This is a genomic window from Streptomyces sp. NPDC045968 (genome assembly GCF_056430475.1).
In genome coordinates this window covers 161,658-182,554 of the sequence record NZ_JBWKLF010000002.1, presented here as the reverse complement: position 1 = coordinate 182,554, position 20,897 = coordinate 161,658, and the positions used below count along the sequence as shown (strand labels likewise).

The 20,897-nt window shown below is 71.5% G+C and carries 19 protein-coding genes; 15 read left to right on the top strand and 4 right to left on the bottom strand.

What is annotated here, in order from left to right; translation table 11 throughout:
* Positions 1 to 222 precede the first annotated feature (222 nt).
* The 8 genes from AC07FA_RS06495 to AC07FA_RS06460 all read left to right on the top strand — a co-directional run bounded on the left by AC07FA_RS06495 (position 223) and on the right by AC07FA_RS06460 (position 7,662).
* Complete coding sequence (locus AC07FA_RS06495; RefSeq protein ID WP_479073579.1) at positions 223 to 1,827, top strand: ABC transporter substrate-binding protein; 1,605 nt, start codon at positions 223 to 225, stop codon at positions 1,825 to 1,827.
* 23 nt (positions 1,828 to 1,850) lie between these two features.
* Entirely contained in the window at positions 1,851 to 2,816 is a 966-nt protein-coding gene (locus tag AC07FA_RS06490; RefSeq protein WP_479074243.1) for an ABC transporter permease, read from the top strand.
* On the top strand, positions 2,809 to 3,666 hold the full coding sequence (locus AC07FA_RS06485; RefSeq protein ID WP_479073578.1) for an ABC transporter permease: 858 nt from the start codon (positions 2,809 to 2,811) through the stop codon (positions 3,664 to 3,666). The genes AC07FA_RS06490 and AC07FA_RS06485 overlap by 8 nt, the downstream gene beginning before the upstream one ends.
* Positions 3,667 to 3,767: 101 nt before the next feature.
* Positions 3,768 to 4,709, top strand: a complete 942-nt coding sequence (locus tag AC07FA_RS06480; RefSeq protein ID WP_479074241.1) for an ABC transporter ATP-binding protein — start codon at positions 3,768 to 3,770, stop codon at positions 4,707 to 4,709.
* Positions 4,702 to 5,406, top strand: a complete 705-nt coding sequence (locus tag AC07FA_RS06475) for an ABC transporter ATP-binding protein (protein ID WP_479073577.1) — start codon at positions 4,702 to 4,704, stop codon at positions 5,404 to 5,406. The genes AC07FA_RS06480 and AC07FA_RS06475 overlap by 8 nt, the downstream gene beginning before the upstream one ends.
* Before the next feature lie 166 nt (positions 5,407 to 5,572).
* Complete coding sequence (locus tag AC07FA_RS06470; RefSeq protein WP_479073576.1) at positions 5,573 to 6,448, top strand: phosphatidylinositol-specific phospholipase C/glycerophosphodiester phosphodiesterase family protein; 876 nt, start codon at positions 5,573 to 5,575, stop codon at positions 6,446 to 6,448.
* A 135-nt stretch (positions 6,449 to 6,583) separates the two neighbouring features.
* Positions 6,584 to 6,778: a hypothetical protein gene (locus AC07FA_RS06465; RefSeq protein WP_479073575.1), complete on the top strand. Its 195-nt coding sequence runs from the start codon at positions 6,584 to 6,586 to the stop codon at positions 6,776 to 6,778.
* Between the two features lie 125 nt (positions 6,779 to 6,903).
* Positions 6,904 to 7,662 carry a hypothetical protein gene (locus tag AC07FA_RS06460; protein WP_479073574.1) on the top strand — a complete coding sequence of 253 codons (759 nt, stop codon included), beginning with the start codon at positions 6,904 to 6,906 and terminating at the stop codon, positions 7,660 to 7,662.
* Positions 7,663 to 7,700: 38 nt separating this feature from the next.
* Here the strand turns inward: AC07FA_RS06460 and AC07FA_RS06455 are convergent, their stop codons facing one another.
* The 3 genes from AC07FA_RS06455 to AC07FA_RS06445 form a co-directional block, all read right to left on the bottom strand.
* The gene (locus AC07FA_RS06455) at positions 7,701 to 8,090 is read right to left on the bottom strand and encodes a DUF779 domain-containing protein (protein ID WP_479073573.1); all 390 of its coding nucleotides are present in this window, start codon (positions 8,088 to 8,090) and stop codon (positions 7,701 to 7,703) included.
* 131 nt (positions 8,091 to 8,221) lie between these two features.
* On the bottom strand, positions 8,222 to 8,845 hold the full coding sequence (locus AC07FA_RS06450; protein ID WP_479073572.1) for an RraA family protein: 624 nt from the start codon (positions 8,843 to 8,845) through the stop codon (positions 8,222 to 8,224).
* Between the two features lie 44 nt (positions 8,846 to 8,889).
* Positions 8,890 to 9,849: a LysR family transcriptional regulator gene (locus AC07FA_RS06445; protein WP_479073571.1), complete on the bottom strand. Its 960-nt coding sequence runs from the start codon at positions 9,847 to 9,849 to the stop codon at positions 8,890 to 8,892.
* Positions 9,850 to 9,982: 133 nt separating this feature from the next.
* Here AC07FA_RS06445 and AC07FA_RS06440 point away from each other — a divergent pair, with 133 nt between their 5' ends.
* From AC07FA_RS06440 to AC07FA_RS06415, 6 genes are all read left to right on the top strand, one after another.
* The gene (locus AC07FA_RS06440) at positions 9,983 to 13,489 is read left to right on the top strand and encodes a M28 family peptidase (protein WP_479073570.1); all 3,507 of its coding nucleotides are present in this window, start codon (positions 9,983 to 9,985) and stop codon (positions 13,487 to 13,489) included.
* Between the two features lie 112 nt (positions 13,490 to 13,601).
* The gene (locus AC07FA_RS06435) at positions 13,602 to 14,303 is read left to right on the top strand and encodes an alpha/beta fold hydrolase (protein WP_479073569.1); all 702 of its coding nucleotides are present in this window, start codon (positions 13,602 to 13,604) and stop codon (positions 14,301 to 14,303) included.
* Between the two features lie 88 nt (positions 14,304 to 14,391).
* Complete coding sequence (locus AC07FA_RS06430) at positions 14,392 to 16,062, top strand: MFS transporter (RefSeq protein WP_479073568.1); 1,671 nt, start codon at positions 14,392 to 14,394, stop codon at positions 16,060 to 16,062.
* A 174-nt stretch (positions 16,063 to 16,236) separates the two neighbouring features.
* The gene (locus tag AC07FA_RS06425; RefSeq protein WP_479073567.1) at positions 16,237 to 16,398 is read left to right on the top strand and encodes a hypothetical protein; all 162 of its coding nucleotides are present in this window, start codon (positions 16,237 to 16,239) and stop codon (positions 16,396 to 16,398) included.
* 90 nt (positions 16,399 to 16,488) lie between these two features.
* Positions 16,489 to 17,976, top strand: a complete 1,488-nt coding sequence (gene mptB / locus AC07FA_RS06420) for a polyprenol phosphomannose-dependent alpha 1,6 mannosyltransferase MptB (RefSeq protein ID WP_479073566.1) — start codon at positions 16,489 to 16,491, stop codon at positions 17,974 to 17,976.
* 97 nt (positions 17,977 to 18,073) lie between these two features.
* Positions 18,074 to 18,382 carry a UBP-type zinc finger domain-containing protein gene (locus tag AC07FA_RS06415; RefSeq protein WP_479073565.1) on the top strand — a complete coding sequence of 103 codons (309 nt, stop codon included), beginning with the start codon at positions 18,074 to 18,076 and terminating at the stop codon, positions 18,380 to 18,382.
* Here AC07FA_RS06415 and AC07FA_RS06410 read toward each other — a convergent pair.
* Entirely contained in the window at positions 18,325 to 19,260 is a 936-nt protein-coding gene (locus AC07FA_RS06410) for a helix-turn-helix domain-containing protein (protein WP_479073564.1), read from the bottom strand. The two genes, AC07FA_RS06415 and AC07FA_RS06410, sit on opposite strands and share 58 nt — an antisense overlap.
* Positions 19,261 to 19,373: 113 nt before the next feature.
* Here AC07FA_RS06410 and AC07FA_RS06405 point away from each other — a divergent pair, with 113 nt between their 5' ends.
* Positions 19,374 to 20,882: an alpha/beta hydrolase gene (locus tag AC07FA_RS06405; protein WP_479073563.1), complete on the top strand. Its 1,509-nt coding sequence runs from the start codon at positions 19,374 to 19,376 to the stop codon at positions 20,880 to 20,882.
* Positions 20,883 to 20,897: the final 15 nt, after the last annotated feature.

The window sequence follows — 20,897 nt, the reverse complement described above, 5'->3', positions numbered from 1 at the left end:
GGGGGGGGGGGGGGGGGGGGGGGGGGGGGGGGGGGGGGGGGGTGGGGGGGGGGTGGTGGGGGGGGGGGGGGGGGGGGGGGGGGGGGGGGGGGGGGAACCCCCCCCCCCCCCCCCCCGCTCCGGCATGTCCGGCCGAGGCCGGGTACCGCGGCCCCCGACCCGTGCGGTTTAATTGCGAAGCATTCGCAATAACGGTGGATCTTCAATAGGGATGTGCAGCGTATGAGGGCCCGATCGGTACGGGGAGGGGCCGCGATCGCGCTGGCGGCCGTGCTCTCGATCACCGCGGCAGCCTGCTCGAATCCGGGCAGTTCCGGCAAGGGGGGCGCTTCCGCGGACTCCGCGGTCGTGGGGATCGCGTACGAGCCCGACAGCCTCAGCCCCTTGCTCGGCTACGGCAAGGACGGCAACTCCAAGATATTCGACGGGCTGCTGGCCCTCGACGAGAACATGGAGCTGCGGCCCGCCCTCGCCACCGCGCTGCCCGAGGTCGGCGACAACGGGCTCACCTACACGTACAAGCTCCGCCAGGGCGTGAAGTTCAGCGACGGCAGGCCGTTCGGTGCCAAGGACGTCGTCTTCACCTACCGGACCATCCTGGACGAGAAGACGAACAACCCCTCGCGCACCGAGCTGGACGCCATCAAGGACGTCAGGGCCGTCGGTGAGGACACAGTGGTCTTCACCCTCAAGTACCCCTACGCGCCCTTCGCCCAGCGCACCGTCCTGCCCATCGCCCCCGAACACGTCGCGGGCAGGCAGGACGTCAACAGCGGGACCTTCACCACACGGCCCATCGGCACCGGCCCCTACCTCCTCACCAACTGGTCCAAGGGCGAGAAGCTGAGCTTCAGGGCCAACCCCGGCTACTGGGGCGGCGAGCCGAAGGTGAAGAAGTTCACCATGGCGATCATCAAGGACGACGACGTACGCGCCACCCGGCTGCGCTCCGGCGACCTCGACGGGGCGATCCTCCCGCCCAACCTCGCCGAAGGCTTCAAGGGCGAGGACGGTCTCAGCACGTACACCGCGAAGACGTACGACTACCGCACGGTGACCCTCCCGACCCACAACAAGGTCGCCGGAGACCGCGCGGTACGACGCGCCCTCGACCTCGCCGTCGACCGCGAGGCCATGGTCGACGCCATCCTCAACGGGGCGGGCAAGCCCGCCTACGGCCCCGTCCCGACCGACAGCGAGTGGTTCGCCAAGGGCACCGAACGCGTCCACGACCTCGACGCGGCGAAGAAGATCCTCGACGAGGCGGGCTGGAAGCCGGGCAAGGACGGCGTCCGTACCAAGGACGGTGTGCGCGCCGCCTTCCCGCTCTGGTACCTCACCGGCGACAAGCTCCGCCAGGAACACGCCCTCGCCTACGCGTCCGACGCCAGGAAGGCGGGCATCGACATCACCACCGAGGCCGGCACCTGGGAGGTCATCCAGCCCCGGATGAAGCAGGACGCCGTCCTCGCGGGCGGCGGATCACCCGCCGACCCCGACTTCGACCAGTACACGCTGCTGAAGTCCACCCTGGCGGGCGACGGCTTCAACAACATGGCCTGGTACGACAACAAGACCGTCGACGAGGCCGTCGAAGCGGGCCGAAGGAGCGGCAACCCGGCCGCCCGCAAGGCCGCGTACGACACCGTCCAGCGCGAGCTCGCCAAGGACCCCGGCTACACCTTCCTCACCCACATCGACCACGTGTACGTCGTCGGCAGCCGCTTCGGTGACCTCACCACCCAAATCGAGCCGCACGACCACGGGCTGGCCTCCGGCCCCTGGTGGAACGTCGAGAAGTGGACCCCCGAGGGCGCGGACTCGTGAGCCACCGCCTCCCCTGGGGGCCGATGGCACGGATGACGGCACGGCGGGCCCTGTTCGCCGTGCCCGTCCTCGTCGCCGTCACCTTCGGCGTCTTCGCCGTCGCCGCCGCATCCCCCTTCGACCCCGTCAAGGCCTACGCGGGCACGGCGGGCCTCACCGCCTCGCAGGAGAACCTCGACCAGCTCCGGGCCAACCTCGGCGTCGACCAGCCCCTGGTCACCCGCTGGTGGGACTGGCTGACCTCCGCCGTTCAGGGCGACCTCGGCGACTCCAGCGTGCTGCGGATGCCCGTCGCCGACGTCATCGGTGAACGCGCCGGCTGGTCCGTACTCCTGGCGGCCTGTGCGTTCGTCGTCGCCATCCTCCTCGGCACCGCACTCGGTGTCCTGGCGGCCCGCCGCCCCGGCGGCGCGCTCGACCGCTGCGTCAGCTCCGCCGCGTACACCCTGGAGGCGGCACCCGCCTTCTGGCTCGGACTGCTCGCCATCTGGTTCTTCGCCCTGGAGCTGGACATCCTCCCGGCCGGCGGACTCACCGATGCCGCCAGCGACACCGTCACCCTCGGCCAGGTCGCCACGCACCTGGTGCTGCCCGCGGGCGTACTCGGGATCTCCCAGCTGCCCTGGTTCTTCCTGTACGTACGCCAGGGGGTCGCCGACGCCCTGGACGAGGACCCGGTACGCGGCGCCCGCGCCCGCGGACTGCGCGAACGCACCGTGCTCCTGGGGCACGCCCTGCGCTCCGGAATGCTCCCGATGCTCACGCTCATCGGTTCCCGCGTCCCCGAACTCATCACCGGCGCGCTGCTCGTCGAGACGGTCTTCAGCTGGCCCGGCATCGCCGCGGCCACCGTGCAGGCCGCCACCTCCGTGGACTTCTCGCTGCTCGCCGCGCTCACCGTGCTCGCCACCGCGGCCGTGCTCATCGGGAACCTCCTCTCCGACCTGCTGTACGGACTCGCCGACCCGAGAGTGGGCTTCGATGGCTGACCTCGCGCTCCGGCCCGCCCGCGGCGCCGCCCGCCGCACCCGGGTCGTCACCTCGGCCGGCATCCTCATCGCGGTCGCGCTCGCCGTCCTCCTCGTGCCCCCGCTGGTCCAGCTCGACCAGCAGGCCGTCGACCTCGGGGCCAAACTCCAGCCCCCGTCCCCGGCCCACCCGTTCGGCACGGACGACGTCGGCCGGGACCTGCTGCTGCGCTGTGTGTACGGGCTGCGGGTCTCGCTGCTCGTCGGACTCGTCGCCGCGCTCACCGCCACCGTCATCGGCACGGCGGTCGGCGCGCTCGCCGCGGCGTTCGGCGGCTGGACCGACCGGGTCGTCATGCGGCTGGTCGACACCTTCTCGTCCATTCCGCACCTGCTGCTCGGCATCTTCATCGTGGCGATGTTCCGGCCCGGCGTCTGGCCCGTGATCGTGTCCGTGGCGCTGACCCACTGGCTGTCGACGGCGCGGATCGTCCGCTCGGAGGTGCTGTCGCTGCGCTCACGGCCGTTCATCGACGCGGCGATCTCCGGCGGCGCCTCACGCGGCCGCGTCATCGTGCGGCATCTGCTGCCCGGAGTGCTGCCGCAGGCCGGTCTCGCGGCGGTGCTCATGGTGCCGCACGCCATGTGGCACGAGTCCGCGCTGTCCTTCCTGGGCCTCGGGCTGCCCACCCACCAGGCGAGCCTCGGCAATCTCGTGCAGTCCGCGCGCGGTTCGCTGCTGGCGGGGGACTGGTGGCCGACCCTCTTCCCCGGCCTCTTCCTGATCATTCCGACCCTCGCCCTGGCGGGGATCGCCGGCGCCTGGCGGGAGCGGATCAATCCGCGCCGGCGATCGGAGCTGATGCTGTGAAGCCGATCGGAGCTGACGCTGTGAAGAAGACACCTGCGACACCGGCCACCGGAGGGACCCCGCCCGTTCTCTCCGTGGCCGGGCTGTCCGTCCGCTTCCGGATGCGCGGCGGCCGGCACATCGCCGCGGTCACCGACGCCACCTTCGACCTCGCGGCGGGGGAGTGCCTGGCCCTGGTCGGCGAGAGCGGCTGCGGCAAGTCCGTACTCGCCTCGGCACTGCTCGGGCTGCTGCCCGCGAACGCCGAGACCTCGGGCGCCGCGTTCCTCGGCGGAGGCACCGACGGCGGAGGCACCGACCTGCTCACGGTCGGCGAACGCACCCTCGCCCGCACCGTGCGGGGCCGCCGGATCGGGCTCGTACCGCAGAGCCCCGCCGCCCACCTCACCCCCGTACGGACGGTCCGTTCACAGCTGGAGGAGACCCTGCGCGAACTGACCGGGGCACGGGGAGCCGAGCTGCGGCCGGCGGCGCACGCGGCGGCCGAACGTGCCGCGTTCCCCGCCGACCACCTCGACCGCTACCCGCACGAACTCTCCGGCGGTCTCGCCCAGCGCGCCGCGACCGCGCTCGCCCTCATCGGGGACGCGCCGCTGCTCCTCGCCGACGAACCCACCACCGGGCTCGACCGGGAACTCGTCGAGCGGACCGTCGACGAACTGCGGCGCCACACCGACGGGGGCCGGGCGCTGCTGATCATCACCCACGACCTGGCGGCGGCCGAGCGGATCGCCGACCGTGTCGCGGTGATGTACGCGGGCCGCATCGTCGAGCTTGCCGGGGCCGATGCCTTCTTCGGCCGGCCCGGCCCCCGCCACCCGTATGCGCGGGGACTGCTGGAAGCCCTGCCGGAGCGGGAGTTCGCCCCGATCCCCGGCATGCCGCCCGAGCTCGGTGACCTGCCCGAAGGGTGCGCATTCGCCGCCCGGTGCCCCCGCGCCGACGCACAATGCGGGCGACAGCCGTCGTTCGAGAGCGGGGTCGCCTGCCACCACGTCACGAGCGACGACGTCCGCCGAGCCGAGGAGCACGCCGATGCTTGAGCTGAGCCGCGTCACCGCCGGTTACGACCGGCGCGACCCCGTCGTGCGCGACGTCTCGCTCGCTGTCGCCCCGGGCGAGTCAGTCGGGCTGCTCGGCCCGAGCGGCTGCGGAAAGTCGACGCTGGCGCGGGTCGCCGCGCTGCTGCACCGCCCCGATTCCGGCACCGTCACCCTCGACGGCACTCCGGTACGGGGCTGGCGTCACCGTGCCCCGCAGGCGCAGCGCACCGCGGTGGGCGTCGTGTTCCAGCAGCCGCGACTCTCCGCCGATCCCCGACTGAGCCTGCGCGAGCTCATCGCCCAGCCACTGAGGTCCACCGGGCGGCGCCACGAAGTCACCGGGCGCGTGGGGGAGCTGGCGCGGGAGGTCGGACTCACCGACGAACTGCTGGGGCGCCGCCCGCACGCGGTCAGCGACGGCCAGCTGCAACGGGCCTGTCTCGCCCGCGCCCTGGTGCTCCGCCCGAAGCTGCTGATCTGCGACGAGATGACGGCGATGCTCGACGCGTCGACCACCGCCGCCCTCGTCGCGGTCGTGGAGACGTACCGCGCGGAGTCCGGCGCGGCGCTGCTGGCCGTGGGGCACGACCGGGTGCTCTTGGAGCGCTGGTGCGACCGGACCGTGCGCTGGGGGGACCCCCTCGACGGGCTCGGTCTGCAAGCCCGTCCGGCGGTTGACGACAAGGCGGTGGCCTGACGACCCGGTGAACCTCTCCGGTCACGGCCTCGGGTGCGGCGCGGTCGACGAGCGGGTGACGGGCAGCCCAATTCTTGGCAGGTACCTGCCCGCAGGGGGCGGCGCGGCTCCATACTCGGTCGCGTCCACCCCTCCGGACGCAGCCACTTCGCTTCAGGGAGACGCCATGGCCCACCTGACCTGTCGCAGAGTCGTCACCACCGCACTCGCCACCGCGGCCGTGGGCGCGGTGATACCCGCTCAGGCGGCGGCCGCCGCCGCCAGGCCGGGCCCGCGTCCGCTGACCCACGCCCACGCGCACAACGACTACCTGCACCCGCGCCCGCTGCACGACGCGCTCGACCACGGTTTCACCAGCGTGGAGGCGGACATCTTCCTCGTCGGCGGCGACCTCCTCGTGGCCCACGAACCCGCCGGGCTCGACCCCACCCGTACCCTCGCCTCGCTCTACCTCGACCCCCTGCTGGCGCGCGTCACGGCGAACCACGGTGCCGTGTACCGCGGATACCGCACCCCGTTGCACCTCCTGATCGACATCAAGAACGAGGGCGCCGCCGCCTACGCCGAACTCGACCGGCAGCTCCAGCCCTACCGCAAGATCCTGACCCGCTTCAGGAACGGCCGCGTCCATACCGGGGCGGTCACCCCCGTCATCTCCGGCGACCGGGCCGCCCGCGTGCCCATGGAGGCACAGCGCACGCGATACGCCTTCTACGACGGCCGCCTCGACGACCTCACCGGTCCGGCTACCGCCTCCTTCATCCCGCTCGTCAGCAGCAACTGGACCCAGAGCTTCAGCTGGCAGGGCGCGGGTCCCTTCCCCGCAGCCGAGCGGGAGAAGCTCCGCACCCTCGTCGACACCGCGCACCGGCAGGGCCGACGCGTCCGCTTCTGGGCGACACCCGACGTACCGGGACCGGCCCGGGACGCGCTGTGGACGGAACTCCTCGCGGCAGGGGTCGACCACCTCAACACCGACGACCTGGCCGGACTGGAGACCTTCCTCCGCGCCCGTGCGCGGGACGGCCGCGCCGACTCCTGACCGTCTCCTGCGCGCCGAAACGGTCACGCCGAGTCAACACCCGTTCGGCGGACACGCCAGTGCGCCGGACAGCCCCCTCGCTACGCCACACTGGCGGCCGAATGCCGCAATTCAGGCGCGGCGGAGGAGGTTGGCATGGCCATTTCGATCTCACTGGTGCTGCTCCTGCTGATTCTCGCAGTGATCTTCCTGCGCAACGGAGGGCTGAAGGTCTCCCACGCACTGGTCTGCGCCCTGCTCGGCTTCTTCCTCGCGGGCACGAGCATGGCGCCGACCATCCAGGAGGGGATCACCGCGACGGCGAATGTCGTCAGCAGCCTGCACCCCTGACCTGCGCCTCTTCCCCGTACCCAGCCCTTTCAGCTACGCAGCTCCGTCCGATACGGGACAATGGCGACGGAACCCGGCCGCGCACTGCTCCGGACGGCCCCGCCACGTATCTGGAGAACGCAGCAATGTCCTTCCCACCCCCCGGACGGCAGTCGGGCGCCGCCCACCACGAGTACTGCAACACCGGGCTGTGCTGCCGGTGCCAGCAGCGGACCTGGACGACGAAACTGGGCAACGAACGCCTCTGCGGGCTGTGCGCCGCCTGCTGCCGCGAGTGCGGCAGGTCTCCCGCACCCCACCTGGACGGGCTGAACGACGGGCTCTGCGGAGAATGCCGCGGTCTGTGCGGCCGCTGCCACACCCCGATGCCACCCGAAGGCGAATGCGGATGCCGGACCTGGCACCAGCGGGCGGGCGCGGACCCGGTCGGATACGTCCTGCGCGCCATTCCGCAGCCGCTGACACAGGCGCTCGGCCGTCGCATGCCGCAGGAGATCCACGAGCTGATCCACCAGGAGCTGGGCCGCCGCACGCCCGCCCAGCTCGTGGACCGCATGGAACGCCGGTGGAACTCGCGCTGGTCCCACGCCCTGTACGAGAAGGACGAGGACGGCCGCCGCAGCTGGAGCGTCGAGGAGATCACGGAGCAGCTGCTGAGGCCGGGCCACTGCTCCGACCCGCAGTGCGAGGACGGCTACCTGGTCGCCACCGACACGCCCTGCGGACGGTGCCGGCAACCGACGCACCGCTTCGTCACCGCGGTGGCGGACCACACGGCGACCTCGGCACACGCCCGTGCCACCGCGGCCGAGATCAGACGAGCCATGCTGGACAACCGCTCCCGCAAGCAGCACCCGAAGCCTCCGCAGCGACCGCAGCGCTGATCGTCGCGGGCGCCCGACCGGCCCTCGGGCCCCGGATCTCAGCTGCCGACGAGCCGCGATCGGATCAGGAACCGCACCCCTTCGGGAGCCTCCAGCGAGAACCCGCTGCCGCGCCCCTCGACCACGTCGACGATCAGCCGGGTGTGTGACCACACCTCGTACTGGCTCCTGGACATCCAGAAGGGGACCGGTTCGGCGACGCCGGGGACGTCGAGGGAGGCGAGCAGCACGTCCGCGTCGCCCGTCCGGAACTCACCGGCCGGATAGCACATGGGCGCGCTGCCGTCGCAACAGCCGCCGGACTGGTGGAACATCAGCGGCCCGTGATCCGCCCGCAGCGTACGCAGCAGAGCGGCAGCCGCGGAGGTGATCTCCACGGCCGGAGCGGGTACGTCACCGGGGAGCTGGTTCGTCTCGTGTGCGTTCACCTGCGGGCCCTTCTCCGAACGCTGAAGTCAGCCGACCGCTGAAACCAGGAGCTGCTGCGCCGCCCCAGTGAACCCCCCTCGACGTTGCAGAGGGGTTGCGTGTCCCGCCACCCCTCCCCGCACGGCGTGTGTCAGCCCTCGAAGCCGTTGTCGCCCAGGATCGCGTCGATACGGGCGCGGTGTGCCGCCTCCCAGTCGTCGAGGGACTCGCCGGCCTCCTTCGCCTCCTTCGCCAGGGCGTCGGCGAGCACCTGCTCACGACGGGCTCCCGGAGTGACGACGATGCCCTCCTCGTCGGCCACGACGATGTCCCCGGCGCTCACCCGCACCCCGCCGCACCGCACCGGGTCGTTGAGCGGCGCCACGCCCTCCTTGGCCCCCGGGACGGGAATGACGCCCCTGGCGAAGACCGGGAAGCCCATCTCGCGTACCTCGGCGAGGTCACGGATCACTCCGTCGACCACGAACGCCGCGATCCCGCGCCGCCGGGCGACGGCGCACACATTCCCCCCGGCCACCGCGAAGTCCACATCACCGGCCTCGACGACGACCACCGAACCGGGCTCCGCGCGGTGGATGGCCGCGTGCAGCATGAGGTTGCCGCCCGGCGGGCACCGCACGGTGAAGGCCGGACCCGCGACGCGCGGCATCGGCTGCCACAGCGGGCGGATGCCTATGTCCATGACCTGTTCGCGCCCGAGGACGTCGGCGAGGGTGGTCGGGGAGATGTCCTGGAACCCGGTGACGTCGCTCATGCTCTTCTCCCGCTCGGTGCCGCTGAGATCAACAACGCCCCACCCTATTCGAGCACCGGATGCAGCTCCGGGCGTGCGTCCCACCAGGCCCGGTGGAAGGGGTTGTTGTCCACATTGGCCAGATACGCGCGGGCCGCCGCCCGGTAGAGGAGTTCCGCCTGCTCGGCGGAGACCGTCGAGCGGTTCCAGGCGAGGCGGATGCGGCCGGTGATCGGTGTACCGGCGAGCGGGCGCAGGACCGTGCCCTGCGCGTACGGTGCCGTCGGCTGGCTGAGGGAGATCGCGCGCCCTGCGGAGATCAGCCCGTAGTGCATCTTGCGGTCGGTGATCCGGTAGCGCAGCGACGGGACGAACCCGGCCTTGGCGCAGGCCTCGACCAGGGCCTCGGGGCCGCCGTCGTCGTCCTCGACCAGGGTCATCCACGACGCGTCGGCCAGGTCCGCGAGATCGATGTACTCGCGGTCCGCCAGGGGGTGTTCGGCCGACATCCGTATGCAGAACGGTTCCTTGGGAATCAGCGTCCTGGCCAGTACCCCTGCGGGAAGCGGTACTTCGTGCTCGTTGACCTCCCCATACACGACGGCGTCATACTGCCCCGCGCCGAGCATACGGAGCAGCGCGGTCGCCGAATGCTCCAGGTCCACGGTGATCTCCTGGCCCGACATGGTCAGATCCGTCTGCTCCAGCAGGCCGTCGACCAGTACCAGCAGGATGCAGCCGAGACGCAGCGGCCGTCCGGTGACGAAGGCACGCGACTCCGCGCCCAGCGCGTCCATCTCGTTGAGTACCCGGCGCGCCTTGCCCAGCACGAACTGGCCCAGTGAGGTGGGCTCCACGCCGTGCCGGGTACGGACGAAGAGCTCACCGCCCGCGACCCGTTCGATCCGGCGCAACTGAGCGGAGAGGGCGGGCTGCGACACCCCGAGCCGGCGCGCCGCGAGACCCAGACTGCCCGCTTCCGCTATCCGGCAGACGGCTTGCAGATGCCTCAATTCCAGCTGCATTTCAGCAGCGTACGCAGCGTGCCGCCGGCGCACCATAACGCGCGTCTTATGCCCGGCGGGATGTCCCCACTCGTCATGCTCACGCCCATACTCGGCGGCGACGAACCAGCCTCCCCCACGTCTTGGAGCCCCGATGAAACGAAGAACGGTGACGGCCGGTCTGACACTGGCAGTGATCGCAGGGCTGACAGGTACATCGGTCGCCCAGCCGGCCGAAGCGTCGGCAACGACCGCCGACGCACGCACGACCCCGCTCTCGCGCGCGGTCGCCGCAGCCGACCGGGCCGTCGACAGCGGCCTCGACTCCCTGGTCAACTCCTCGCAGGAACAGTACGAACGGCGCCTCGTCACCCCCTGGGTGAAGGGCCTCTACTCCGTCGCCTACGAGCGCAGCTACCGCGGTCTGCCGGTCATCGGCGGCGACGCGGTCGTCCTCGCCGACGGCGACGGCGATGTGCGCGCGCTCCAGTCGGCGTCCTCCGCCCGCATCGACGTGGCGACGGACCCGACCGTCACGGCGAAGAAGGCCGAGACCGTCTCGCGGGCGGAACTGGCGAAGGTCGACAAGGTACGCGGCAGCCGGCTCGTCGTCAGACTCGACGGAGGCAGGCAGACCCTGGCCTGGGAGACGGTCCTCTCCGGCCGTACGAACAAGGCGCCCAGCAGGCTGCACGTCTTCGTGGACGCCCGCACCGGCAAGGTCGTCGGCACCCACGACGAGGTCGCCGCGGGCAGCGGGACCAGCAAGTGGAACGGGCCGGGACCGCTCACCATCGACACCACGAACTCGGGCGGCACCTACAGCCTGCGCGACCCCAACAGGGCCGGACTCAGCTGCGCGGACTACAGCACGGGCTCCGTCTTCTCCAAGTCCTCGGACTCCTGGGGCACGGGCAACCCCACCTCCAGGGAAACCGGCTGCGTGGACCTCATGTTCGCCGCGCAGAAGCAGTGGGACATGCTCGGCCAGTGGCTCGGCCGCAACGGGGTCAACGGCAGTGGTCGCAGCTTCCCCGCCAAGGTCGGCCTGCCCGAGATGAACGCCTACTGGGACGGCAGCCAGGTCACCATCGGCCGCAACAGCGCCAACGAGTGGATCGCCGGCGCGGACGTGGTGGCCCACGAGTACGGGCACGCCATCGACACCACCACCCCGGGCGGCACCAACGGCCAGGAATCCGGACTGGGTGAAGGCACCGGCGACATCTTCGGGGCGCTGACCGAGGCGTACATGAACCAGCCCTCCCCGTACGACGTCCCGGACTACACGGTCGGCGAGATGATCAATCTCCAGGGCCGGGGACCGATCCGGAACATGTACAACCCGCCGGCCGTCAACAACGACCCGGCCTGCTACAGCTCCGCGATACCCGGCACCGAGGTGCACGCGGCCGCGGGACCGCTGAACCACTGGTTCTACCTGCTGGCCGAGGGCACCAGCCCGGGCGGCGGAAAGCCCAACAGCGCGACCTGCAACCAGACCACGCTGACGGGCGTGGGGATCCAGAACGCCGGAAAGATCTTCTACGGTGGCATGCTGCTCAAGACCAGCAGCATGTCGTACAAGAAGTACCGTACGGCGACGCTGAGTTCGGCGAAGTCGCTCGACCTCGCCACCTGCGGTCTCTTCCAGAAGACCAAGGCGGCCTGGGACGCGATCAGTGTGCCCGCCCAGGCGGGCGACCCGACCTGTACCCCGTCCGGACAGAACAGTGACTTCTCCCTGGCGCTGAACCCGTCGGCGGGTACCGTCCAGCAGGGCGGCTCGGTCACCACCACCGTGCTCACCAACACCACCACCGGCACGGCCCAGTCGGTGACCCTCACCGCCACCGGCCTCCCCTCCGGAGTGACCGCCTCCTTCAGCCCGGCGACGGTCCAGTCCGGCCAGTCCTCGGTACTTACCCTCTCCGCCACGTCCAACGCGGCGCCCGGCGCCTCCCAGGTCGTCGTCAAGGGCCAGGGCGCCACCCTCTCCCACACCGTCGACTACACGCTCAACGTCGGCGGTACGCAGCCCGGCACCGACCCGCCGGACATCTCCGTCACCAACGTCCAGGCGCACCTGACGCAGTTCGGCACCATCGCCTCACAGAACGGCGGCCACCGCCGGGCCGGCAGCGCGGGACACACCCAGTCGCTCGCCTACGTGAAGGGCAAGCTCCAGTCCGCCGGATACACCGTCACCGAGCAGAACTGCTCCACCTGCACCTACCCGTCCAACAACCTGATCGCCGACTGGCCAGGCGGTCCCACCGAGCAGACCGTCATGTTCGGGGCGCACCTCGACGGCGTATCGGCGGGCCCGGGCATCAACGACAACGCCTCGGGCTCCGCGACCCTGCTGGAGAACGCGCTCGTCCTCGCGCAGAAGAACCCCACCATGACGAAGCACGTGCGCTTCGCCTGGTGGACGGACGAGGAACAGGGACTCAACGGCTCGGAGTTCTACGTCAACCAGCTGACCAGCGCCCAGCGCACCGCGATCAAGGGGTACTACAACTTCGACATGGTCGGCTCCACCAACGCCGGCTACTTCATCAACAACGTCAACTCCACCACCTCCGTCCCGCTCAAGGCGTACTGGACCTCGCTGAATCTCGCCCCCGAGGAGAACGTCGAGGGCCAGGGCCGCAGTGACGACGCGTCCTTCCAGGCCGCCGGCATCCCCACTTCCGGTTACGCGGCCGGCGCGAGCGCCCGCAAGACGTCGGCGCAGGCCGCCAAGTGGGGCGGCACCGCCAACGCCGCCTACGACCCCTGCTACCACAGCTCCTGCGACACGACGAACAACATCAACGCGACCGTCCTGAACCGCAGCGCGGACGGAGTCGCCTACGCCGTTTGGAAGCAGGCGGTCGGCAGCGACACCCCGGCGCAGGACTTCTCCCTCGCCACCAGCCCGGCGTCCGGCAGCGCCGCCCCGGGCGGCAGCGTCACCTCGACGGTGCAGACCACCACCCTGAGCGGCAGCGCGCAGACCGTGGCCCTGTCCGTCTCCGGCGCGCCCAGCGGCGTGACCGCGACCCTGAGTCCGTCCTCCGTTCAGTCCGGGAACTCCTCGACCCTCACCGTTCAGATCGGCGCCACGGTCCAGCAGGGCACCTACACCCTCATGGTCACGGGCAGCGGCACGGTGAGCCACAGCACCACCTACACGCTCACCGTCGGCGGGGGCGGCGGGACGTGCACCGCACGTCAGCTCGTCGTCAACGGCGGCTTCGAGAACGGCACCAGCCCATGGACCACCACCTCGGGCGTCATCACGAACCAGGCAGGACAGCCACCGCACGGTGGTTCCTACACGGCATGGCTGAACGGGTGGGGCAGCACCCGCACGGACAGCGCGTCGCAGTCACTGACCATCCCGTCGGGCTGCGCCGATCACCGGCTCTCGTTCCATCTGCACATCGACACCGACGAGACCGAGAACGTCGCCTATGACACCTTCACCGTGTCCCTCGGCGGCCAGACCCTGGCGACGCTGTCCAACCTGGACGCGAACACCGGATACGCGCTGAAGTCCTATGACGTCTCGCAGTTCGCGGGCCAGACCGTCACCCTGAAGTTCAACGGTGTGGAGGACCAGTCCCTCCAGACCTCCTACGTCGTGGACGACGTCACCCTCCAGGTGAGCTGACCCGCGGCAGACCCCGACGACCGGCGTCCGCCCCCGGCCCCACGGCCGTGACGGGCGCCGGTCGACTCGTCGGGGAGGCCCGACTGTCGTACCCTCCCGCTAGATTGCCCGCATGAGTGAATTCGTACTGGTAGCAGGCGCGTGGCTGGGATCGTGGGCCTGGGACGAGGTGGTGCCCGAACTGCGGGCGGCGGGGCACGGCGCGCACCCGTTGACACTGACCGGCCTCGCCGAGAAGAAGGGCCTGGCGGCCGGCCAGCAGACCCATGTCCAGGACATCGTCGAGGAGGTGGAGCGCCTCGGTCTGCACGACGTCGTCCTGGTCGGGCACAGTTACGCGGGCATTCCGGTCGGACAGGCCGCCGAGCGGCTGGCGGACCGGCTGACCCGGGTGGTCTTCGTGGACTCCAGCGTTCCGGCCGACGGCGAGTCGTTCGCCTCGGCCTGGTGGCAGGGCCGGGAGAAGCTGGAGACCCCGATCAGGGACAACGGAGGCTTCTGGGCGCCGCTTACCGCCGAGGACTGCGAGGGCCAGGACCTGACCGCCGAACAGACCGCGCGGATCGTGGCCGGAGCGACCCCGCATCCGGGCGCCACGCTGACCGAGCCCGCCGTCCTCGCGCGCCCGCTCGACGAGCTTCCGGCGACGTACGTCAAATGCCTGCTCGACGGCGCCGAGCCCAGCGAGGACGTCGCCGAGCTGCTCAGGAGCGAGCACTGGCAGCTGGTCACGATGGACACCGGGCACTGGCCGATGTTCTCCAGGCCCGCGGAACTGGCCGCGATTCTGCACCGGGCGGCCGTAGGCGGCTGACCACGGTGATCGATTGGCGGGGGTGGGAGCCGAGGCCTAACGTCGATGGGGTGAGCCACTGCCTTCACCGCTGATGCGAGGCACACCCATGACGAGCTCCCACGCGAAGCCCTCCCGTACTGCCGCCGCCCCGGAGCGGGGCCGCGGCAGCGGGATGGCGCTGCTGGTCATCGCATCCTGCCAGTTGATGGTGGTCCTCGACATCACCATCGTGAACATCGCCCTGCCGCACATCCAGACCTCGCTGGGCTTCTCCACCGAGACGCTGTCGTGGGTGATCAACGCCTACACGCTCACCTTCGGTGGTCTGCTCCTGCTCGGAGGCCGGCTGGGCGACATCCTCGGCCGCCGCAGAGTCTTCATGTTCGGCATCCTGCTGTTCGTCTTCGCCTCTCTGCTCGGCGGGCTCTCGCAGGAATCCTGGCAACTGCTCGCCGCACGCGCCCTCCAGGGCGTCGGCGGCGCCATCGCTTCCCCCACGGCCCTCGCGCTCATCACCACGACCTTCCGCGAAGGACCCGAGCGGAACCGGGCCTTCGGTGTGTTCGCCGCCGTGTCGGCGGGTGGCAGCGCGATCGGCCTGCTCGCGGGCGGGCTGCTCGTGGAGTGGCTCGACTGGCGCTGGATCCTCTTCGTGAACGTGCCCATCGGCCTTCTGATCGTGTTCGCGACGCCCCGTTACATCCGTGAGTCGGAACGTCACCCGGGACACTTCGACATCCTCGGCGCGCTCACGTCGACCGCGGGCATGGTGTTGCTCGTCTACGGCTTCATCCGCGCCTCCGAGGACGGCTGGCGCGACGGCCTGACGCTCGCCGCCTTCGCCGCAGCCGTCGTGCTGCTCGTCGTGTACCTGCTGATCGAGAACAGGTCGAGGCAGCCCATCACGCCCCTGTGGATGTTCCGCGACCGCAATCGCGCCGGCTCCTACGGAATGATGCTGAGCCTCGCCGCGGCGATGTTCGGCATGTTCTTCTTCCTGACGCTCTTCGTCCAGAACATCCTGGGCTTCAGCCCCCTGCGGGCCGGTCTCGCCTTCCTGCCGGTGAGCGTGATCATCGCGGTCGGCGCGGGAATCGCCTCGCAGCTGCTGCCCCGGTGGGGCCCCAAGCCGTTCATGGTGGTGGGCGCGGTCCTGGCTGCGGCGGGACTCGCCTGGCTGACGCTGACGGACATCGACAGCACGTACCTCGGCAGCATCCTCGGGCCCATGCTCGTGTTCGGTCTCGGCATGGGTATGCAGTTCGTCTCGCTGACGCTGATGGCGGTGTCGGGGGTGGAGCCCCGCGAATCCGGGGCGGCCTCCGGCATCCTCAACGCCACGCAGCAGGTGGGCGGGTCGCTCGGCCTGTCCATCCTCGTCACGATCTTCGGTACGGCCAGCCGTAACGAGGCCACCGACCAGGTCCCGCGCTTCATGGCGGAGGCGACCCCCGCCGAACTCCTGGAGTTCCGCAGGACAGGGGAACTGCCGGGGAGCTGGGGCGACCAAGTGCTGACCTCGGGCATTTCGAGCGCGTTCATCGGCGCCGCCGCCCTGGCGATCGTCGCGGCGTTGATCGCCCTGATCGTCATCCAGGTACGCCCCGGCGACCTGGAGCGCCTGCGCGGCGGCGGTGCCATGCCGCTCGGACCGGCCGGGGACGGCCCCGAGGAGGCGGCCGACGCCGGCGCGCCCTCCGGAGCACCGCCCCGCAGCTCCGGCCTGCCCGACGGACCGGCCGACGGACCCGCCGACAGGCCCCCACCCGCGCGCTGACGCGCCCCTCCCCGCCCGGACAGAGCATCCGGCGAGACCCCACACGTGATCATGGTGGCTGAGACGCGTTGTCGCGATACGGGCTGCGACGCGCGGAGCGGAGCACGTACACTCGGCCCGCACTCGCGCCCACCGGCGGGGAGTGTACGCAACTGATACACGGAGAAGTTCGACATGAGTTCCGCAGACAGGTCCGAGGCACCGATCTACGCCAGTCTCGTGCAGGAGCAAGGGGACGTACTGGCCGAGGTCCGCAGGGTGGCCGAAGAGGCACTCCGCGACGCGGAACGCGCGATCGACTTCAGCGACCTCCGGGCGCCGGTCGCCTTCCGGTGATCCCGGCCACACCCGCCGCCTGACCACCGACTACCCGGCCGAACGGCCCTGACTGGGAACCCGTTCACCCGTTCGATAGGTTGACCGGTCATGTGGGCTATGAGCGCTGTCGCATACCGTCGGCTCGGCACGGCCGGCTCCGTCGCGGCCGTCATGGGCGGCTGGGCCGCCGGAAAACTGCCGGCCCGCGACCCCTGGGGACTGTGGGTACCGCACGGGTCCGCGCTGACCACGTCCGCCGCCGTCCTCGCGTACGCCGGACTGACCCTTCTCGTCGTCGCCTGGTGGCAGTACGGCCGGGCGGGCGCCTCGGTACGCGAGTCGCTCGTCACCCTCGTCTGGTGGACGGCGCCGATGCTGCTGGCACCGCCGCTCTACAGCGCCGACGTGTACAGCTACATCGCCCAGGGCGCCATGGTCATCGAAGGGCACGACGTGTACGTCGTGGGGCCCTCGGTGCTCGACCCCGGCGGGCTCGGCGGCGACGCCGCCGCGAGCGTCGGCGGGCACTGGACGGACACCCCCGCACCGTACGGCCCCTTCTTCCTCGTGCTCGCCCGCGCCGTGACCTGGCTGACGGGCGGGACGATCGTGCCCGCCGTGCTGGGCATGCGGCTCATCGCCGTGGGCGCGCTCGTGCTGATCGTGTGGGGGCTGCGGCACCTCGCGCGCGAGCACGGCAGGAGCGAGAGCGCCGCTCTCTGGCTCGGGGCGCTCAATCCGCTGCTGCTCATGCATGTCATCGGCGGCATGCACAACGACGGGCTGATGATCGGGCTCATGCTGGCGGGCGTGGTCCTCGCCGTGCGGGGCCGCTGGGTCACGGGCAGTGTGCTCGTCGGGCTCGCCATGATGGTCAAGTCCCCGGCGGCCGTCGCGCTGCTGTTCATCGGCGTCCTCGTGGCCGGAGCCGCCACCGGCCCGTACGCCCGTCGGCTGGCGAAGGGCCTGCTGGGGCCCGGTCTGGTCGCGGCGGCGGTCGCCGTGGCGGCCACCCTCCTCGCCGGAACCGGCTTCGGGTGGCTGCACACGCAGAGCGTCGCGAGTACCATCCACACCGCCCTGTCGGCGACCAGCGACATCGGGCTCGGCCTGGGCCACCTGTTGCACCTGACCCTCGGCACCGACCCGGCCACGGCCAAGTCCGTCGTCCAGACGCTGGGGCTCGCGGCAGCGGTCGCACTGATCCTCCACCTGGCCTGGCGCGCCCATCGCGGACGTGTGGAACCGGTGCCCGCCCTCGGGCTCGCGCTGCTCGCCCTCGTCGCTCTCTCGCCGATGGTGCAGCCCTGGTACCTGCTGTGGGGGACAGCGGTCGTCGCCGCCACCGCCTCGCACGGCCGCGCCCGCACCGTCGTGACCGTACTGTCGGCGGCCCTCGTGTACGAGACACATCCCACGGGGAGCACCCCGCCCTACGGCTTCGTCCTCGCGGCTGTCGCCTGCGTGATCGGCACCCTGCTCGTCCGCCGCGACCGGACCGCGCCGGACGGAGTCCGGCTGCCGGGCCCGCGCCGTGCCGGGCCTGCCGGCGCCGGGGAATCCAGCGCCCGACGGGTGGGCTCCGGTTCCGTTTGACATGCGGTGGCCGGGTGGGAGGGTTGTCGGTGTGCCGGGTGCCGCTCCGTGCCCGGCCGTGTGACCGCCGCGCGGGCGACGCGAAGGAGGACGGGCGATGAAGGGTGACCGGACGTCCCAGATCTGCGGGCACCTCGACGACGTACGGCCCGTGACCCCCGACAGCCAGGACTCCTGCCCGGAGTGCGTGGCGCGGGGCGACACCTGGGTGCACCTGCGGGAGTGCCAGAGCTGCGGACACGTCGGATGCTGCGACTCCTCGAAGAACAAGCACGCCACCGCCCACTTCACCGCCAGCGGCCACCCGCTCATCCGCTCCTTCGAGACGGGCGAGGGCTGGTGGTGGTGCTACGTGGACCAGGTGTCCTTCGACATCGAGGGCGTCCTGCCGGCCCGCCCCGTCTGAACGTCCAGGGCGTCCAGGAGCCAGTCGTGGGCGGCGCCCGCCGTCGGCTGCGACGGCCCCGCCAGCTCGGCGACGAGCTGCCAGTAGCGGTCGATACGGGGATCCTCCGCGAGCACCCCGGCGAGCCGGCGCCGGAAGCCGCGAGTGTCGCGCGCGCCGTAGGAGCGGGCGTAGGCGGAGACGAAGCAGTCGAGTGCCTCACCCTCGCACCCCGGCCGCCGGGCCCGGAGCTCCGGTGACGCCAGGGCGTACGCCTCACGGAGACCTTCGTAGAGCACGGCCGGACGGTAGCCCTTGTCGGCCCGGTGCGCTTCCGGCTGGCAGTGCGCGGCGGCGACGTGCACGCCGGAGACGAAGGCGAACAGCCGGGCGAAGGACAGCACCTGGGCCGGGGTCGGATCGGCGGGTGGCTGCGGGATCGCCTGGTCGACGACCGCTGAGACCAGCGGTGCGGGAAGCCGAGGCGGCAGCCAGTGCCGCCAGAAGCGCGCAAGCAGGGTGGTGTCGGGCGGGAGCTGTACGACGCCGATCAGCGCGAGCCGTTCCGCGCGTTCGTGCGGGGTGCAGTCCTGGAGCAGTTGGAGTGCGGCCTCACGCCAGCGCAGGGCGGCGAGCCGGGAACCGAGCTCCTTCAGCCGGCCCGCGATGACGTCCTCCAGCGCGTCCTCCTCGTCGAGAACCCGGCCCACGTCCGGCACGGGCAGGTCGAGCGTGCGCAGGGAACGGATGAGACGCAGCCGGTCGACGGCCCCGGGGCCGTACCTGCGATGGCCGCCCGTGCTGCGGGTGGCCTCCGGCAGCAGCCCCCGGTCCGAGTAGAAGCGGACGGTCTTGACGGATACGCCCGCGTGCTCGGCGAGCTCTCCGATGCTCCACATGCCGTCAGGCGCCAACGCTTGTACCTCCCTCAGGGGGAGTTACTACGGTACCGGCGACGGCGGGCGGCCCCTGGGGCAGGGGCCCCGCGGACCCCACCTGCGAGGAGACGTACATGACGGCATTCATCCTGGTGTCCGGCACTTTCACCGGCGGCTGGGTCTGGCACGACGTGGCCGCGGGGCTACGGGAGTCGGGCGCAGACGCCTATCCGGTGACGCTCACCGGCATGGGAGAGACCGGCCCTCCGGCGGAGCCCGGCACGGACCTGGAGACGCACATCCAGGATGTCGTGAGCCTGATCGACCAGCTGGACGTGCCGGAGGTGGTGCTCGTCGGCCACGCCTACGGCCTGTACCCGGTGCTCGGCGCCGCCGGCCGGCGCCCGGACCGCGTCGCCCGGATCGTCAACATCGACGGGGGCCTGCCCCAGGACGGCGACCCGGCCCTGGGCCTCGTACCCGACCAGGCCGTCAGGGACCGGCTGCTGGGCCCCTCCGGACCGGCCGGGGACGACGGACTGATCATGCCCCCGCCGCTCGACGCGTGGCAGCGCTGGGGGAGCGTCGAGGGTCTCGGCGCGGAAGGACTGGCGAGGCTGGCCCGCCACGCCGCACCGCAGCCGGCGGGCACCCTCACCCAGCCGCTCGCGTTGTCCGCGGCGGTCGCGGAGGTGCCGCTGACCGGTGTCCTGTGCACCGCCAACGGGTCGAGCATCCAACTGGTCGAGTCCGCGGTGGGTTTCGGGGACCCCCGCTTCCAGGCGCTCATCGACCCCCGCGTGACGTTCTTCGAACTCGCCACCGGACACTGGCCGATGCTCTCCGTCCCCGGCGAACTCGCCGCGGTGCTGGTCCGGGCCGCCGCGGGAGAAGGCCACCGGCTGCCCGCGACGGTGAAGGAGCAGCCCGTCCATATGCGCCCCTTCCTCCTGGACGTACCGGAGCGGCCGCGCGAGCGGGTTGGCCGGGTCGACCTCCACCTGCCCGGGGGCGAAGGCCCGCGCCCCGCCGTGGTGTTCGTGCACGGCGGCCCACTGCCCGCCGCCGTGCGGCCGACCCCGCGGGACTGGCCGACCATCGCCGGCTACGGCCAGTACGTGGCGCATCTGGGCGGCGTGGGAGTGACGCTCGACCACCGGCTCCACGACTTCGCCGACTACGGGCGGGCGGCCCAGGACGTCGCCGACGCGGTCGAGCTCGTACGCGCCGACCCGCGTGTCGACGGGGACCGCGTGGCGCTCTGGTACTTCTCCGGCGGCGGCCTGCTCTCCGCGGACCCGCTCGCGGAGCCCCCGCCGTGGCTGAGGTGTGTGGCGGCGACCTACCCCGTGCTCGCGCCGCTGCCCAACTGGACACGTGTCGATCCCCGGTTCCGGCCCGTGGAGGCGGTGCGCGGCGCGGGACGGCTGCCGATCGTGCTGACCCGGGTCGGTCTCGAACAACCGGAGATCATGGCGACGGTCGAGGAGTTCCTGACCGCCGCCAAGGAGTGCGGAGCGGACGTCGACGTGGTCGACGTGCCCTCGGGGCACCACTCGTTCGAGGCGATCGACCACACCGACGAGGCGCGCGCGGCGGTGGAGCGCGCGGTACGGACCGTACTGGGGCACCTGCGGAGCTGAGGCGCCCCGCCGGTC